Source organism: Microbacterium sp. Marseille-Q6648, from assembly GCF_943181415.1.
Taxonomy (GTDB): domain Bacteria; phylum Actinomycetota; class Actinomycetes; order Actinomycetales; family Microbacteriaceae; genus Microbacterium.
In genome coordinates this window covers 177060-193771 of record NZ_CALPBZ010000003.1, presented here as the reverse complement: position 1 = coordinate 193771, position 16712 = coordinate 177060, and the positions used below count along the sequence as shown (strand labels likewise).

At 72.7% G+C, this 16712-nt stretch carries 15 protein-coding genes; 8 read left to right on the top strand and 7 right to left on the bottom strand.

Features of this window, described 5'->3' with window-relative positions:
* Positions 1 to 2 precede the first annotated feature (2 nt).
* A complete protein-coding gene (locus tag NFR93_RS11100; protein WP_251453280.1) occupies positions 3 to 1742 on the bottom strand; it encodes a phospho-sugar mutase in 1740 nt (579 codons plus the stop codon).
* Positions 1739 to 2572, bottom strand: a complete 834-nt coding sequence (locus NFR93_RS11095) for a purine-nucleoside phosphorylase (protein WP_251453279.1) — start codon at positions 2570 to 2572, stop codon at positions 1739 to 1741. Before NFR93_RS11095 ends, NFR93_RS11100 begins: the two co-directional genes overlap by 4 nt.
* Positions 2573 to 2665: 93 nt before the next feature.
* On the opposite strand from NFR93_RS11095, the gene NFR93_RS11090 reads away from it, so the two are divergent.
* Complete coding sequence (locus NFR93_RS11090; protein WP_251453278.1) at positions 2666 to 4114, top strand: NAD(P)H-quinone dehydrogenase; 1449 nt, start codon at positions 2666 to 2668, stop codon at positions 4112 to 4114.
* 43 nt (positions 4115 to 4157) lie between these two features.
* Here the strand turns inward: NFR93_RS11090 and NFR93_RS11085 are convergent, their stop codons facing one another.
* Together NFR93_RS11085 and NFR93_RS11080 are read right to left on the bottom strand one after the other, a co-directional pair.
* A complete protein-coding gene (locus NFR93_RS11085; protein ID WP_251453277.1) occupies positions 4158 to 5924 on the bottom strand; it encodes an acetyl/propionyl/methylcrotonyl-CoA carboxylase subunit alpha in 1767 nt (588 codons plus the stop codon).
* A 75-nt stretch (positions 5925 to 5999) separates the two neighbouring features.
* Entirely contained in the window at positions 6000 to 6725 is a 726-nt protein-coding gene (locus tag NFR93_RS11080; protein ID WP_251453276.1) for a Maf family protein, read from the bottom strand.
* 38 nt (positions 6726 to 6763) lie between these two features.
* On the opposite strand from NFR93_RS11080, the gene NFR93_RS11075 reads away from it, so the two are divergent.
* From NFR93_RS11075 to NFR93_RS11060, 4 genes are read left to right on the top strand one after another with little or no spacing between them, the layout of a single operon-like run.
* Entirely contained in the window at positions 6764 to 8083 is a 1320-nt protein-coding gene (locus NFR93_RS11075) for a class I SAM-dependent RNA methyltransferase (RefSeq protein ID WP_251453275.1), read from the top strand.
* A 10-nt stretch (positions 8084 to 8093) separates the two neighbouring features.
* The gene (locus tag NFR93_RS11070; RefSeq protein WP_251453274.1) at positions 8094 to 8765 is read left to right on the top strand and encodes a response regulator transcription factor; all 672 of its coding nucleotides are present in this window, start codon (positions 8094 to 8096) and stop codon (positions 8763 to 8765) included.
* On the top strand, positions 8762 to 10009 hold the full coding sequence (locus NFR93_RS11065; RefSeq protein ID WP_251453273.1) for a sensor histidine kinase: 1248 nt from the start codon (positions 8762 to 8764) through the stop codon (positions 10007 to 10009). The genes NFR93_RS11070 and NFR93_RS11065 overlap by 4 nt, the downstream gene beginning before the upstream one ends.
* Positions 10006 to 11079 (top strand): DUF8320 family protein, encoded by a 1074-nt coding sequence (locus tag NFR93_RS11060; protein WP_251453272.1) that lies wholly within the window; start codon positions 10006 to 10008, stop codon positions 11077 to 11079. Before NFR93_RS11065 ends, NFR93_RS11060 begins: the two co-directional genes overlap by 4 nt.
* 253 nt (positions 11080 to 11332) lie before the next feature.
* Here the strand turns inward: NFR93_RS11060 and NFR93_RS11055 are convergent, their stop codons facing one another.
* A complete protein-coding gene (locus tag NFR93_RS11055) occupies positions 11333 to 11569 on the bottom strand; it encodes an acyl-CoA carboxylase subunit epsilon (protein ID WP_251453271.1) in 237 nt (78 codons plus the stop codon).
* Positions 11566 to 13155, bottom strand: a complete 1590-nt coding sequence (locus tag NFR93_RS11050) for an acyl-CoA carboxylase subunit beta (RefSeq protein WP_251453270.1) — start codon at positions 13153 to 13155, stop codon at positions 11566 to 11568. Before NFR93_RS11050 ends, NFR93_RS11055 begins: the two co-directional genes overlap by 4 nt.
* A gap of 89 nt (positions 13156 to 13244) precedes the next feature.
* On the opposite strand from NFR93_RS11050, the gene NFR93_RS11045 reads away from it, so the two are divergent.
* The 3 genes from NFR93_RS11045 (at position 13245) to NFR93_RS11035 (ending at position 15870) form a co-directional block, all read left to right on the top strand.
* Entirely contained in the window at positions 13245 to 14042 is a 798-nt protein-coding gene (locus NFR93_RS11045; protein ID WP_251453269.1) for a biotin--[acetyl-CoA-carboxylase] ligase, read from the top strand.
* Between the two features lie 70 nt (positions 14043 to 14112).
* Complete coding sequence (locus tag NFR93_RS11040) at positions 14113 to 14667, top strand: PH domain-containing protein (protein WP_251453268.1); 555 nt, start codon at positions 14113 to 14115, stop codon at positions 14665 to 14667.
* 66 nt (positions 14668 to 14733) lie between these two features.
* Positions 14734 to 15870: a 5-(carboxyamino)imidazole ribonucleotide synthase gene (locus NFR93_RS11035; protein ID WP_251453267.1), complete on the top strand. Its 1137-nt coding sequence runs from the start codon at positions 14734 to 14736 to the stop codon at positions 15868 to 15870.
* Positions 15871 to 15875: 5 nt separating this feature from the next.
* Here NFR93_RS11035 and NFR93_RS11030 read toward each other — a convergent pair whose 3' ends face one another.
* Positions 15876 to 16712: a nitroreductase family protein gene (locus tag NFR93_RS11030; RefSeq protein ID WP_251453266.1), complete on the bottom strand. Its 837-nt coding sequence runs from the start codon at positions 16710 to 16712 to the stop codon at positions 15876 to 15878.

Below are 16712 nucleotides of genomic sequence, written 5' to 3'. Positions count from 1 at the left end.
GGTCACTCGATCGCATCCAGCAGCGCGCGCACCCCGTCGGCGAGCGCCGCCACCCGCGCGGCGGCGTCGGCCGCGTCGTCGCCGCGCACGTCCAGGTACACCTTGAGCTTCGGCTCGGTGCCGCTCGGACGCACGATCACTCGGGAGCCGTCCGTCAGCCAGTACCGCAGCACGTCACCGGGCGGCAGGTCGTCCGTGCCCGAGAGCAGGTCGTCGACCCGGTCCACCGCGGTGTCGCCGATGCGATCCGGATGCCGCGCCCGCAGCGCCGCCGTGAGGTGGCCGATGCGGGCGAGATCGTCGACGCGGATCGAGATCTGATCGCTGGCGAACGCGCCGAACGTCCGGTCGAACTCGTCGAGCAGGTCCTGCAGCGTCCGGCCGTGCTCGCGTGCCTCGCACACGAGTCCGAGCATCGCCACCGTGGCCGAGATGCCGTCCTTGTCGCGCACGGTCTCGGGGTTGACGAGGTAGCCGAGCGCCTCCTCGAACCCGTACACCATGCCGGGTGCGCGCGAGATCCACTTGAACCCGGTGAGGGTGGCGTGGAAACCCAGACCGTAGTGCTCGGCGATCGCGGCGAGACCGGGCGAGGACACCAGCGAGCACGCCAGCGAGGCGTGCGACGGCCGCTCCGGCGACTCCGCCACGAGCCGGGCCGCCCGCCAGCCCAGAAGCAGGCCGATCTGGTTGCCGGTGAGGCGCCGCCAGCCGCCGGGGCTGTCGGCGTCGGGCACGGCGACGGCGAGGCGGTCCGCGTCGGGGTCGTTCGCGATCACCAGGTCGGCGTCGGCGGCGGTCGCGGCGGCGAAGGCCAGGTCCATCGCGCCGGGTTCCTCGGGGTTGGGGAAGGCGACCGTCGGGAACGTGCCGTCCGGCTCGATCTGCTCGGTCACGGGCGTGGGCTCGGGGTAGCCGGCGGCGGCGATGACCGCGCGGAAGGTCTCCCAGCCGACGCCGTGCATCGCGGTGTAGACCCAGGCGAGGCCCTCGGCGGCGGGCGAGGCGGGGGCCACGGCCGCCGTGGCGGCGACGTAGGCGTCCACGACCGCGTCCGAGGCCGTTTCGTAGCCGAGCGAGCGGGGGAGGGCGGCGATGTCGCCGGCATCCGCGATCCGCTGGATGTGCGCGGCGATCTCGGCGTCGACGGGCGGCACGATCTGCGCGCCGTCGTCGGGACCCCCCAGGTACACCTTGTAGCCGTTGTCGTCGGGCGGGTTGTGGCTGGCGGTCACCATGACACCCGCGTCGGCGCCGAGGTGGCGGACGGCGAAGGCGAGAACGGGGGTCGGCAGCATCCGGGGGAGGAGGATCGCGCGGAGCCCCGCCCCGGCGAACAGCTCGGCCGAGTCGCGGGCGAACACGTCGGAGTTGCGGCGGCCGTCGTAGCCGACCACGACGGTGGGTGCGGCATCCGGGTCGATCTCGTCGCCGGTACTCGCCCCGAGCCCGGACTTCTCGCGAAGGAAGGCGGCGAGCCCGGCGGCGGCCTGGGCGACGAGCACCCGGTTCATGCGGTTGCTGCCGGCGCCGAGCGCGCCGCGCAGTCCCGCCGTGCCGAAGGCCAGGCGTGTCGAGAAGCGATCGGCGAGCACATCGCCCGCGTCGGACACGCCGCCCTCGGCCGCCTCGATGAGGGCGCGCAGCTCGTCGCGGGTCTCGGGGTCGGGGTCCTGCGCGAGCCACGCGCGTGCACGATCGAGGATCTCGCCCTCCGGGAGCGGGCCGCCGGCGCCGTTCACAGTGCTCCGATGACGCGCGCGAGCAGCGACGAGATCACCGGCTCGGCCTCGCGGCCCGCCTCGATGACCTCCTGATGGCTGAGCGGGGTGGTCTGGATGCCGGCCGCCATGTTCGTGATGAGCGAGAAGCCGAGGATCTCCATACCCGCCTGACGTGCCGCGATCGCCTCGAGGGCGGTGGACATGCCCACGATGTGACCGCCGATGGTCTTGGCCATGTGCACCTCGGCGGGCGTCTCGTACTGGGGTCCGCGGAACTGGCAGTACACCCCCTCGTCCAGCGACGGGTCGACCGAGCGCGCGACATCGCGCAGGCGCATCGAGTACAGGTCGGTGAGGTCGATGAACGTCGCCCCCTCGAGCGGCGAGGCGCCCGTGAGGTTGATGTGATCGCTGATGAGCACCGGCTGTCCGGGGCGCCACGTGTGCTTGATGCCCCCGGCGCCGTTGGTGAGGACCATGGTCTTCGCGCCCGTCGCCGCAGCCGTCCGCACGCTGTGCACGACGCGGCGGACGCCGTGTCCTTCGTAGAAGTGCGTCCGCGCGCCGATGACCAGCACGCGGCGTCCGCGCGGGGTCACGACGCTGCGGAGCGTTCCGACGTGCCCTTCGAGAGCGGGTCTGCTGAACCCGGTGACCTCGGTGGCGGGGAGGGCGGCCGTGGTCTCGCCGATCAGCTCGGCGGCCCTGCCCCATCCGCTGCCGAGGGTGAGGGCGATGTCGTGCCGGTCGACGCCGGTGAGTCGGGCGATGTCGGCGGCGGCCGCCGCGGCGATCTCGAACGGATCGGCGGCGGGGTCGTCGAGCGGGTGGTCGTGCGTGTCGGACATCCCCCCACTCTAGAAACACGCGCGCCGCAGAGCCAGAGACGCGCCCGTCGGCCGCGCGTGCGGGCCCGGCGGATGCGGGGGAGAATGGTGCTCATGTCTTTGAGCTTCGAGCGCACCCAGACCGTCGCGATCATCGGCGGAGGACCCGGCGGGTACGAGGCGGCGCTCGCGGCCGCGCAGCTGGGAGCGGAGGTGACGCTCGTGGAGCGCGCCGGCGTGGGCGGCTCGGCTGTCATCACCGACGTCGTCCCGTCGAAGACCCTCATCGCCACCGCCGACGCCGCCGTCGCGATCGCCGGCGCCAGCGACCTCGGGGTGCAGCTGTTCGCGCGCGGCAAGGAGGGCAAGCCCCTCAAGCCCGAGATCGCGATCAACCTCGCGGCCGTCAACAAGCGCCTGCTCTCGCTCGCCCGTCAGCAGTCCGACGACATGCGCGCCTCGCTGGTCGAGGCCGGCGTGCGGATCATCTCCGGACATGGGCGCCTGGAGGGCCCCGGCGCGGTCGTGGTCTCGACCGGCGCCGGCGGCACCGACTTCGATCGCATCGAGGCCGACACCCTCGTCGTCTCGGTGGGAGCGTCGCCGCGCGAGCTGCCGTCCGCGCGTCCGGACGGCGAGCGGATCCTCACGTGGACGCAGCTGTACGACATGCCCGCGCTCCCGGAGCACCTCATCGTCGTGGGTTCGGGCGTCACCGGTGCCGAGTTCGCCGGCGCCTACATGAACCTCGGCGCCAAGGTCACGCTCGTCTCGAGCCGCGACCAGGTCCTGCCGGGTGAGGACAAGGATGCCGCGGCGGTGCTCGAGAAGGTCTTCAAGCGCGGCGGCATGACCGTGCTGTCGAAGTGCCGCGCCGAGAAGGTCGAGCGACAGGGTGACGGCGTCGTCGTGACGCTCAGCGACGGCCGGACCCTCGAGGGCAGCCACTGCCTGATGGCGGTCGGCTCCATCCCCAACACCGCCGGCATCGGCCTCGAGGAGGCCGGGGTGCAGATGACCGAGTCCGGGCACATCCAGGTCAACCGCGTCGCGCGCACCTCGGTGCCGAACATCTACGCCGCCGGTGACTGCACGACCTTCTTCCCGCTGGCCTCGGTCGCCGCGATGCAGGGCCGGACGGCCGTCTTCCACGCTCTCGGCGACGTCGTGATCCCGCTCGAGCGCCGCCGGATCACGTCGAACATCTTCACCGCGCCCGAGATCGCCGCCGTCGGCTGGCAGGAGCAGGACATCGAGGACGGCGAGCTGCGCGGCGTGGTCCACAAGCTGCCGCTCGCGTCCAACCCGCGGGCGAAGATGATGGGCATCACCGACGGCTTCGTGAAGATCATCGCCCGGCACGGCAGCGGAACCGTCGTCGGCGGCGTGATCGTGGCGCCCCGCGCGTCCGAGCTCATCTACCCGATCGCCATCGCGGTCGAGCGCCGGCTCACCGTCGACCAGGTCTCGCGCGTGTTCGCGGTCTATCCGTCGCTGGCGGGCAGCATCACCGACGCCGCGCGGGCGATGCACATCGTCGATCGGGACGCGCCCGAGGAGTGACCGCCGCGGATGCCGGCCGACCCGGCATCCGCGCACGATCGCGTCAGGAGATCGTCAGCAGCTGGTGGCCGGCCGAGACGGTGGTGCCGGGGTCGGCGTTGATCGCGCCGACGACGCCGTCCTTGTGCGCCTGGATGGGCTGCTCCATCTTCATGGCCTCGAGCACGACGACGAGATCGCCCTTGACGACCTCCTGCCCGTCGGCGACGGCGACCTTGACGATCGTCGCCTGCATGGGGGATTTCACGGCGTCTCCGGATGCCGCGGCCACGGCGTTGGGCGCGTGCGAGCGCCGCGACGGCGGCACGGCGGCCGGGCGCCCGACGACGGCGGGGCTGGCGACGACACGGTCGGGGAGGCTCACCTCGAGGCGCTTGCCGGCGACCTCGACGACCACCGTGTGGCGCGGCGCCGCGGATGTCGGAGCCTCGAGCTCGCCGTCCCACGGCGGGATGTCGTTGTCGAACTCCGTCTCGATCCAGCGCGTGAACACGCCGAACGCGCCGTCCTCCGCCGTGAAGGCGGGGTCGCGCACGACCTTCCGGTGGAAGGGCAGCACGGTGGGAAGCCCGGCCACCTCGAACTCGTCCAGCGCACGCCGCGAGCGCTCGAGCGCCTCGGCGCGATCGCGGCCGGTGACGATGATCTTGCCGAGGAGCGAGTCGAAGGCGCCGCTGACGGCATCGCCGGCGGTGACGCCCGAATCCAGGCGGATGCCGGGCCCGCCGAACGTCTTGAAGACATGGATCGGCCCGGGCTGGGGGAGGAACCCGCGACCGGGGTCCTCGCCGTTGATGCGGAACTCGATCGAGTGGCCCTCGGGCTTCGGGTCGTCGTAGTCCAGGATGCCGCCCTCCGCGAGGCGGAACTGCTCGCGGACGAGGTCGATGCCGGTGACCTCTTCGGATACGGGATGCTCGACCTGCAGGCGGGTGTTGACCTCGAGGAAGGAGATCGTCCCGTCCGCGCCGATCAGGAACTCGCACGTGCCGGCGCCCACGTAGCCCACTTCGCGGAGGATGGCCTTGGACGCGGTGTAGAGCACCTCGTTCTGCGCGTCGGACAGGAAGGGGGCGGGCGCCTCTTCGACCAGCTTCTGGTGGCGACGCTGCAGCGAGCAGTCGCGCGTCGAGACGACGACGACGTTGCCCGCGGCGTCCGCCAGGCACTGGGTCTCGACGTGGCGCGGCTTGTCGAGGTACTTCTCGACGAAGCACTCGCCGCGGCCGAAGGCCGTGATCGCCTCACGGGTGGCCGACTCGAACAGCTCGGCGACCTCGTCGAACTCGCGGGCGACCTTCAGTCCGCGTCCGCCGCCGCCGTAGGCCGCCTTGATGGCGATCGGCAGCCCGAACTCGCGGGCGAAGGCGATGACCTCCTCCGCGCCGTCGACGGGTCCGGGGGTTCCCGGGGCCAGCGGAGCGCCGACCTTCTCCGCCACGTGCCGGGCGGTCACCTTGTCGCCGAGGGCCTCGATCGCGTCGGGACTCGGACCGATCCACACCAGGCCCGCCGCGATGACCGCGCGGGCGAAGTCGGCGTTCTCGGCGAGGAAGCCGTAGCCGGGGTGCACGGCGTCCGCGCCCGAGCGGCGCGCGACCGACAGGATCTTGTCGATCGACAGGTAGGTCTCGGCGCTCGTGGCTCCCTCGAGGGCGTACGCCTCGTCGGCGAGGCGGGCGTGGAGGGCATCGCGGTCCTGGTCGGCGTAGACGGCGACGGAGGACTTGCCGGCGTCGCGCGCGGCTCGGATGACACGGACGGCGATCTCGCCGCGGTTCGCGATGAGCACCTTGGCGATATCAGGCATGGATGTCAGCCTACCGACGCGTTCCGGCCCCTTTTTGAGCGCTTGCTACAAGAACCGGCCGGAAACGTGGGATTCCTACGACAAACCGGGGGTCCCGACCGGCGCGTCGCCGCGCGCGTCACCGTCTGCCGCGGGGTCCTCGCGAACGGACGGGTCCACCGAGTTCCAGAGGGAGGTCCATTCCACGCCCAGGTCGCGGACGAGGCGGCGCAGCGTCGACAACGACATGCCGATCACCGTGGACGGATCCCCCTCGACGCGGGTGATGAACGCCCCGCCGAGGCTGTCGACCGTGAAGGCACCGGCGACGTGGAGGGGCTCGCCCGAGGCGACGTACGCCGAGATCTCGGCGTCGGTCACGTCGGCGGCGAACGTCACCGACGCCTCGGCGACGTCGTGCGCCTCCAGCGCTTCCTCGCCCGGCCGCACCCGGAAGACCGCGTGGCCGGAGTGCAGCACGCCCGTCCGCCCCCGCATGTCGTGCCAGCGCGCGAGCGCGTTCTCGGGCGTACCGGGCTTGCCGAGCACCCGCCCGTCGATGTCGAACATGGAGTCGCCGCCGATGACGATGCCGTCGAAGTCCGGCATCCGAGCGGCCAGCTGCGCCACGGCGTCCGCGGCCTTCCGGCGCGCGAGGAGGAGGACGTGCTCCGCAGGGGGCAGCACCCGCCCCTCGGCGTCCTCGACGGCGGCGATGACCGCCTCTTCGTCCACGGCCGGCGCCACGGTGAGCGGGTGTATGCCGAACTGCCGCAGCAGCATCCGTCGGGCGGGGGAGGTCGAGGCCAGGCACACGCGCATGCGTCCACCGTAGAGGCCGCCGCGACTAGACTCGCCCGGTGACGGAAACCACCGATGCCGCAGGGCCGATCATCGACCTCGACATCACCGACGTCGCCCACGGCGGCGTCTTCGTCGGACGTCACGAGGGGCGGGTCGTGTTCGTCCCCGACACCATTCCCGGCGAGCGCGTGCGCGTGCGTCTGGATGCCGATGCCGCAGCGGACGGCGACACGCGCCGCTTCTGGCGGGCGGAGGTTCTCGAGGTGCTCGACGCCGCGCCGGCCCGTCGGCCGCACATCTGGCGTGCGGCGGACGTGGACACCGCCCCGGAGGACCGCCCGGGCGGTGCCGACTTCGGACACATCGCCCTTGACGAGCAGCGCGCGCTGAAGCTCCGGGTGCTCCAGGACGCCCTCGCGCGCATCGGGCGACTCGACGTCCCGGCATCCCTCATCACCGCGACCGAGGCCGCGGGTGGCGCGGATGAGCCCGAGCGCGAGGACGCCGGGTGGCGCACGCGGGTCAGTCTGCACGTCGATGCCGCCGGACGCGTGGGTCCGTTCGCCGCCCGCAGCCACCGCGTCATCGAGGTGGACGACCTGCCGCTGGCCGTTCCCGGGATCGCGCAGGTCGCCGCCGGTCTGGGCGCCGCCGCGGAGGGGCGCATCGACCTGGTGCAGCCCGCCGACGGGCGGGTCCGCGTCCTGGGGCGGCCGGACGCCCGGCCGCGGGGGCAGAAGAAGACTCTGGATCCCGCCCGGGAGGTGGTCGTCGAGCGCGCCGGAGGACGGGACTTCCGCGTCGACGCCGGCGGATTCTGGCAGGTGCACCGTCTCGCCGCCGACGCGCTGACGACGGTCCTGGCGCGGGAGCTCGCCGGCGCGGGCCTGGACCCGGACGGCTGGCACCTGGACCTCTACGGCGGAGTGGGGCTGTTCGCGGCGACGCTGGCCGACGCCGCCGGATCGGGCGCGCGCGTCACGAGCGTCGAGGCCGATGCGCGCGCCACCGAGCACGCCGGGACGAATCTGGCGCAGTGGCTGGGCGCGCGGGCCGAGACGGCGCGCGTGGACCGCTGGGTGGCGCAGCTGGCGGCCCGCGCGTCCGACGCCGAGCGGGAACGGCTCTCGCGCGGGGTCGTCGTGCTGGATCCGCCGCGCGCCGGGGCGCGGGCAGCCGTGGTGCGGGGGATCGCCGCGCTGAACCCCGCGGCCGTGGTCTACATCGCGTGCGATCCCGTCGCGCTGGCACGCGACATGGCGACCTTCCGCGACGAGGGATACGAGGCGGCCGGCGTCCAGGGCATCGACCTCTTCCCTCACTCGCACCACGTCGAAGCCGTCACCACGCTCATCCGCACCGGCGGGCGTCGCTAGAGTGGCCCTCATGACGCGGGTCGCCCTGATCGACGACCACGAGTCCGTCCGGCTCGGGCTCGAGGCCGCGTGCCTGCGCTCGGGAACAGAGGACGTCGTGTTCTCGGGCAGCACCGTGCGCGAGTACCTCCGCTGGCGCGCATCCTCCGACGCCGGTCCGGCCGACGTCGTGGTGCTCGATCTCACGCTCGGCGACGGCACGACCGTCACCGATAACGTCCATCGCCTCGTCGGCGACGGCTCGAGCGTCATCATCCACAGCGTCGCCGACCGCCCCGCGGCGGTGCGCGAGGCGCTCTCGGCCGGTGCCGCCGGTGTGGTGAGCAAGGCATCGCCCATCGACGACGTCACCGCCGCGGTGCGCACGGTCGCGCGCGGCGAGCCGCTCAACAACGTGGAGTGGGCGAGCGCGGTCGAAGGCGACCGGGAGTTCGCCGACGCGCAGCTGTCCGCCCGTGAGCGGGACGTGCTGCGCCTGTACGCGGCGGGCCTGCCGCTGAAGGTCGTCGCCGACCGTCTGGGCGTGGCGTACTCGACCGCGAAGGAGAACATCACGCGGGTGCGGGTGAAGTACGTCGAGGTGGGGCGTCCCGCGCCGACCAAGGTCGATCTGCTGCGCCGGGCGATGGAGGACGGCATCCTCAGCGATGCCGCCGGGGAGAGCGGCGGAGGACAGCGATGAGCGCCGACGGCTCCGGCGTCGTCCTCGACCGCGCTTGGACGCACATCGCCCCGGCCCGGGACGGGCGCCCGGCCATCGGGTCGTTCACGCGCACCCGGGTCGAGCGCATCATCACCGTCGCGGCCGCGCTCGGCTCTCTCGTCCTCGGCGTGCAGGCGCTCGCCACCGCGGTGCTCAGCGCCGCCTACGACCCGTGGTACACCGACCCGCTGCTGCCGGTCGCCTTCATCCCGCTCGCGGTCATGGTGATGGCGTGCATGTTCGGCCGCGGCGTACGAGCCACCGCCGGCGCGTTCGCCGTGGTGTTCGTCCTGGCGCTGGCGGTGTGGCCGCTCACGCCGAAGGCGGCGTCGACCCCGACCGATCAGGACCCGTGGATCTGGTTCCTGGTGAACATCGCCACGCTCGCCGCCGTCCTCGCCTTCCCCTTCCCGCTGCAGATCGCCTGGACGGTGCTCGCCCCGATCCTGTACGGCCTCGTGCGGCTGGTGGTCAGCGGGTTCACCCCCGAGCTGGGCTTCCGCCTGCTGCTGGACGTGTCGTTCGCGATCATCCTCGGCGGCGTGCTCCTCACCCTCGGCTGGCTGTTCCGCTCGGTCGCCGCGAACGTCGACGAGACGCGCGCCCAGGCCGTCGACCTGTACGCCCGGGCGGCGGCCACCGACGCCGCGGAGCAGGAACGGGTCACCGTCGCCGCGCTCATGCACGACAGCGTCCTCGCCGCGCTCATCGCCGCCGAACGCGCGGACTCCCCGCGCGCCCGCACCCTGGCCGTCGCGATGGCGCGCGAGGCGCTGGCGGGCCTGGCGTCGACCGAACAGGCAGGCGGGTCGGGCAGCGACGAACCGCGCGACGCGGCATCCCTCGCCGATGACATCGAAGAGGCCGCGCGCGAGATGGGCGTGCGGCTGCGGGTCGATCGCCGCATCGAGGCGGGGACGACGCTGCTCCCCGGTCGCGTTGCCGAGGCGCTGTGCCTGGCGGCGACGCAGGCCGTGGCCAACTCGGTGCAGCACGCCGGCGCGGAGGGGCTCTCCGCGACCGTCGAGTGCGCGCGCGGGGGCATCCGGATCGACGTCGCCGACGCCGGTCCTGGCTTCGACCTCGACGCCGTGCCGGCCGATCGTCTCGGCATCCGCGGCTCCATCGTGGCGCGCATGGCGTCGGTCGGCGGGGTCGGGCGGGTCACGACCGGCCGCGAGGGCACGCGCGTGCGCCTGGTCTGGCGGGAGGCGAGCGAGTGATCAGCGTCCGGAGGGTGCTCGTCTCGCTGGCCCTCGCATTCACGGCCTACCTCGCCGCCCGGGGACTGTCGGGGCTGGCCCCTGCCGAGCACCCGCTCGTCATCGTCGGCGCGCTGGCGCTGTACCTCACCACCACGTGGCTGTGCCTGTTCTGGGAGCCCGCCCCCTTCGGCCGGGCCGCGGGTGCCGGCCGGGACGACGAGACGGGCGTCCCCGCTCCGCGCGGGCCCGAGAAGCTCCCCCTGCCGGCTGCGCTGCTGGCGATCGTCAGCGCCGCGCTCGTGCCGACCGCGGTGTCGTGGGCGTTCGCGCAGGACGTCCGCGACGACCCGTACGCGACGTGGTATCTGGGCGGCATCGGAGCCCTCATGGTGATCGTCATGGTGCGGCGCCGACCCTGGTTCGCGTGGTCCGGCCTGGTCATGCTCATCGTCGCGTCCATGGCCTGGATGGGGCCCGCGCAGGCTCTGCAGCTCGGGCTCGTCGGCTCCATCGTGTGGGTCTCGTGCGCGCAGCTGCTGCTGCGGTCGATGGACCGCGCGGCGCGCGACACCGCGCGCCTGGCCCAGCTGCAGCGGGCGGCATCCGCCTGGCAGGCCTCGCACGTGGTGCGCCAGCGGGAGCGGCGCGTACAGGTTCAGAGCGCACTGTCGGTCGCCGGTCCCGTGCTCACCCGGGTGATCGCCACCGGCGGCGAGCTCGCCGAGGAGGAGCGGCTCGAGGCGCGCCTGGCCGAAGGCCGGCTGCGCGACGAGCTGCGCGGGCCCCGCCTGCTCGACGACGACGTCCGCGCCGAGCTCGAGCGCGCCCGGCGTCGCGGGGCGACCGTCACCGTCCTCGACGAGGGCGGGCTCGAGGGGCTCGCCGACGCCGCACTCGGGCAGATCCGCTCCCAGCTCGCCGAGACGCTGCGCACGGCCAGATCCGACCGGCTCTACATCCGCACCTCGCCGCACGAGCGGGTCGCCGTGACGGTCGTGGGGCGCTCCGACTCGGGTGCGGGCCTGAGCGACGAGGACTCCGTGGACCTGTGGATGGAGATCGACCACCCGGCGGGCGCCCGCAACTGACACACTCCCCGTCTCGGCGGGGGAGGGATGCCGGGGCGGGGAGTGATGAGGAAGAGGCGAGGGGCGGCGAAGCCGCCCGCCCCTCGCCATGCGGACGGATACCCGAAAACCGTCCGCGGGGCCGAACCTGTGCTGTCCCGGAGGAGAGCAGGTCAGCCGAACGCAGAAGCGTTCCAGCGAGAACCAGTATTCCGGTTGCCGATAGGGGCGTCTGTAGGTATTTCGGGGGACATGTCCCGCGTACCGGAGCCGATCAGCAGCCGCCGTGCCGCCATCCGAGGGCTCGGTCGAGCGGGCGCCGGAGGTTGCGCGCCGACACGTCCCACGCGCTGCGCGACGGGGCGTCGTCGACCACCGCGTGCTCCGCCTCGGTCGTGTACGCCTCGCTCACGACCGCGATGAGGGCCGCCAGCTCTTCCTCGGTCGGCGCTCCGCGACGGACGTCGATCGCGACGCCGTCCTCGGGCAGGTTGTCGCTGGTCGGCGTCACAGCGGGATGTTCCCGTGCTTCTTGGGCGGCAGGCTCGCCCGCTTGCCGCGCAGGGCCCGCAGCGCCTTGGCGATCGACACGCGCGTGGCGGCCGGTTCGATGATGCCGTCGAGCTCGCCGCGCTCGGCGGCGAGGAACGGCGACGCGACGTTGTAGGTGTACTCGTTCGCGAGCCGGGTCCGCACGGCCGCGACGTCCTCGCCCGCCGCCTCGGCACGCTTGATCTCGCCGCGGTAGAGGATGTTCACCGCGCCCTGGCCGCCCATCACCGCGATCTCGGCCGTCGGCCACGCGAGGTTCACGTCGGCGCCGAGCTGCTTGGAGCCCATGACGATGTAGGCGCCGCCGTAGGCCTTGCGGAGGATGACGGTCACCAGCGGCACCGTCGCCTCGGCGTAGGCGTACAACAGCTTCGCGCCGCGGCGGATGACCCCGGTCCACTCCTGGTCGGTGCCGGGGAGGTAGCCGGGGACGTCGACGAGCGTGACGATCGGGATCGAGAACGCGTCGCAGAAGCGCACGAAGCGGCTCGCCTTCTCTCCCGCTTCGATGTTGAGGGTGCCGGCCATCTGCGACGGCTGGTTCGCGATGATGCCCACCGAGCGCCCCTCGACGCGGCCGAAGCCGATCACGATGTTCGGGGCGAAGAGGGGCTGCACCTCGAGGAAGTCCTCGGCATCGACGATGTGACGGATCACCTCGTGGATGTCGTAGGGCTGGTTGGGGGAGTCGGGGATGATCGCGTTCAGTGCGCGATCGGCATCCGTCGTCTCGAACTCGAAACCGGTCTCGTACACAGGGATCTCGGACATGTTGTTGTCGGGGAGGTAGCTCAGAAGCGTCCGCACGTAGTCGATCGCGTCGTCCTCGTCCTCGGCGAGGTAGTGCGCCACGCCGGACCGCGTGTTGTGCGTGTGCGCACCGCCGAGCTCCTCCATCCCGACGTCCTCGCCGGTCACGGTCTTGATGACGTCGGGGCCGGTGACGAACATCTGGCTGGTCTTGTCGACCATGACCACGAAGTCCGTGAGCGCCGGGGAGTACACCGCTCCACCCGCTGCCGGGCCCATGATGATCGAGATCTGCGGGATGACCCCGGATGCCGCGGTGTTCAGGCGGAAGATCTCACCGTACTTGCCGAGGGCGACCACGCCTTCCTGGATGCGCGCGCCGCCGGAATCCAGCATCCCCACGATGGGGATGCCGCTGCGCATGGCGAACTCCATGACCTTGATGATCTTGTCGCCCGCGACCTCGCCCAGCGAACCGCCGAAGGTCGAGAAGTCCTGCGCGTAGACGGCGGTCGTGCGGCCGTGGATCGTCCCCACCCCGGTGACGACCGAGTCGCCGTAGGGCCGGGCCTTGTCCATGCCGAACGCCGACGTGCGGTGTCGGACGTACTCGTCGAGCTCGACGAAGCTGCCGGGGTCCACGAGCAGGTCGATGCGCTCGCGGGCGGTGAGCTTGCCCTTCGCGTGCTGCTTGTCCTGCGCCGTCTTCTCGGCGTCGAGGACGGCCTCTTGGAAGCGCGCGCGCAGGTCGGCGATCTTGCCGGCGGTCGTGGAAAGATCGGGCTGTTCGGTCACGCGTTCCACCCTATCGAGCGGTCTGGCCCAACGGTTGGAGGGTTCGCACAAGGGGTTCGGCGATCCGCTGTTCCCCGTAGGGTGACGGTATGAGCATCCCCTCCGAAGGCTTCCCCCTCGCGGCGGCGGTGAGCCCCCGCGTGCAGGTGGTCACCGAGACCGGCTCGACCAACGCCGACCTCGTCGACCACCTCATCGACGACCCGTCGGCATGGCCTCACCTCTCGGTTCTCCTGACCGACGATCAGCGGGCGGGGCGCGGCCGGCTCGATCGCGAATGGGTCGCGCCCCCGGGCATGGCCCTGGCGATCTCCACCGTGCTGCGCGTCGACGCCCTTCCGGTGTCCGCACGCGGCTGGATCCCGCTCATGGCCGGCGCGGCGATGACGCGGGCGGTGTCCGCCCAGCTGGTCGGCACCGGTCACTCCGCGCGGCTGAAATGGCCGAACGACGTGCTGCTGGACGGGCGCAAGCTCTGCGGCATCCTGGCGCAGGTGGTCCCCGCCGATGCCGGAGCGGTCGTGGTCGGCGCGGGGGTCAACACCGACATGCCGGCGGAGGCGCTCCCCGTCCCGTCGGCGACGTCGCTGCGCACCGCCGGGGTCGAGGCGGACGCCGACCGCCTCCTGGCCGACTATCTGACCTCCCTCGACGAACAGCTGCAGTCGCTCATCGCCAGCGGAGGCGATGCCGCCGCAGCCGGCGTGCGCGCCGAGGTCGAGACCCTGTGCGACACCATCGGCACGTCCGTCGTGGTGTCGCTCCCGGACGGCACCACCCTCTCGGGAACGGGGGCCCGGATCGACGGCGAAGGGCGCCTGGTCGTGCACGGCGACTCCGGCGGCGAGACCGTCGTGGGCGCGGGCGACATTGTGCACGTGCGCTGAGAGCGCGCGAGTATGACGCGCCATGGCGCGCCCGGCGCGGCGATGTCGCGCTCCCGCGCACAATGGAGGCATGACCCAGCCGACACCGTACGGTGGCCGGCCGCTGATGCCGGCCCCGGGCGCCGCCACGCCTGAGTTGAGGGTCGCCCGGTTCCGGCCCCACGCGCGTCGCCTCGTCTGGTCGGCGCTCGTCCTCATAGGCGTGGCGGGAGCGGTGGGCTACTTCTCCGGCAACCTCCCGGCGCCCTTCGAGGACTGGATGCTGTTCACCGCGGCCGCCGCGGTCGTGCTGCTGCTCGTGGTGCTGCCCTATGCGTCGTGGGCGTCGCACGTCTACACCATCACGACCCGCCGCGTGATCGAGCGGGCGGGTCTGCTCGCGGTCCGCCGCCGCGAGCTCGGCCACGTTCGCGGGTATGCGATCCAGGTGCGACGCGGCCCGGTGCAGCGGCTCTGGGGCGCGGGAACACTGGTGCTGTCGGACGGCGTCGACGCTCCGCTGCGGCTCGTGGACGTTCCGAGCGCATCGCTCGTGCACGAGGTGCTCGTCGACCAGATCGAGGTCAGTCAGATCCTCGCCCACCGCGACGCCCAGCCGCTGCCCCCCGGCGTGCGCTCGGTCTGAGCGGGCTGCCCTCGTCCCCTACGCGGACCCGAGGTGCGCGAAGATGGGGGAGTCGGAAGGAGCGGCATGGCGCTGCGAGTCGGAGTCGTCGGGGGCGGGCAGCTGGCCCGCATGATGATCGCACCCGCGGTCGAACTCGGTGTGGAGCTGCGGGTGCTCGCCGAGGACGAGGGGATGGCGGCCGCGCTGGCGGCCACGGCGGTGGGGGACTACCGCGACACCGAGACCGTCCTGGCGTTCGCGCGCGACGTCGACGTCGTCACGTTCGACCATGAACACGTGCCCCAGGACGTCCTGCGCGCGATGGTCGACGCGGGGATCGCGGTGCACCCCGGTCCGGACGCGCTGCTCTATGCGCAGGACAAGCTGCACATGCGTGCGCGGCTGTCCGAGCTCGGGATGCCGCAGCCGGACTGGGCCGCGGTGTCGGACGCCGAGGGCCTGCAGGCCTTCCTCGACGCACACGGCGGTCGTGCCGTGGTCAAGACCCCGCGCGGCGGCTACGACGGCAAGGGCGTGCGCGTCGTGTCGGCCGCGACCGAGGCCGACGACTGGTTCGCGGCGCTCGCCGAGGATGCCCGCGGCGGCGACCTGCTGGTGGAGGAGCTCGTCGACTTCACGCGGGAGCTCGCACAGCAGGTCGCGCGCCGGCCGTCCGGCGAGATGACGGTGTACCCGGTGGTCGAGACCGTGCAGCGCGACGGCGTGTGCGCCGAGGTCGTCGCTCCCGCCCCGCACGCGCCGGAGCGGCTGGCCGAGGTGGCGGCGGGAGTCGGTACCGCGATCGCCGAAGGACTCGGGGTGACCGGGATGCTGGCGGTGGAGCTGTTCGAGACCACCGACGAGCGCATCCTGGTCAACGAGCTCGCGATGCGCCCCCACAACAGCGGGCACTGGTCTCAGGACGGCGCGGTCACGAGCCAGTTCGAGCAGCACCTGCGCGCCGTGCTCGACCTTCCGCTCGGAGACCCGCAGCCGCGGGAGGCGTGGTCGGTGATGGTGAACATCCTCGGGGGGCCCGAGAGCGGCGGTCTGGACGAGCGCTTCGCCGCGGCCATGGCCGAGCACCCCGCCGCCAAAGTGCACACCTACGGAAAGGCCCCGCGGCCGGGCCGCAAGGTGGGACATGTCAACGCCGCGGGATCCGACCTGGACGAGGTCGCCTATCAGGCGCGCGCGGCGGCGGCGTTCTTCACCGACTGACCGGGTCAGCGCGAGGGCAGGCCCCGATCCGTCAGCCATTCGCGCATCCGCTCGCGTCCGTGGAGCCCGCGGATGTCGCGCACCCGAGCGACGATCTGGCGGATCCATCCGGAGGGTCGCCCCTGCGCCGCGTTGTACGCCGCGAGGGTGCTCTCGTACGCCTCGATGTCTCGCGGTGACACCGGGCGGTACGTCTCGAGGGAGTGCACCACCTCCGGTGCGAGGCGCGGTTTGACCCCGGCCGTCTCGTCGGGATGCGGCCAGCCGAGCGCGACGCCGAAGGCGACGACGGCGCGCGCCGGGAGCCCCGCCAGCGTCGCCGCGGCGGCCGGATCGTTGCGCAGGGACCCCAGGTAGCAGGTGCCCAGGCCCAGGCTCTCGGCGGCGACCACCGCGTTCTGCGCAGCCAGCGCCGCATCGACGAAACCGACCAGAGTCGACTCCAGGTACTCGGCGGCCTCGTCGGCTTCGCCCCGTCCGCCGGCGATCGCCGACGCGCGCGCCCAGTCCGCCACGAACAGCAGCACGACGGGCGCTTCGGCGACGAAGGCGCTCGCGCCCGCCTGTGCCACCAGTCGCTGCCGAGCGGCGTCGTCGCGGACCTCGACGACACTCCACACCTGGTTGTTCGAGCTGGTCGCCGCCGACTGCGCCGCCGCGATCAGAGCGGTGATCGTCTCAGGCTCGACGGGTTGTCCCGTGAATCGTCGCACGGACCGGTGCCGCAGCATGGTCGCGAGCATCTCGCTTCCGAGCAGCGCGGGATCGCTCAGCTGCGGCGCGGCCGCACCGTAGCGTTCGCGCAGTGCGGCGTTGACGTCCAGGTCGGTGGGGGCGGTCAT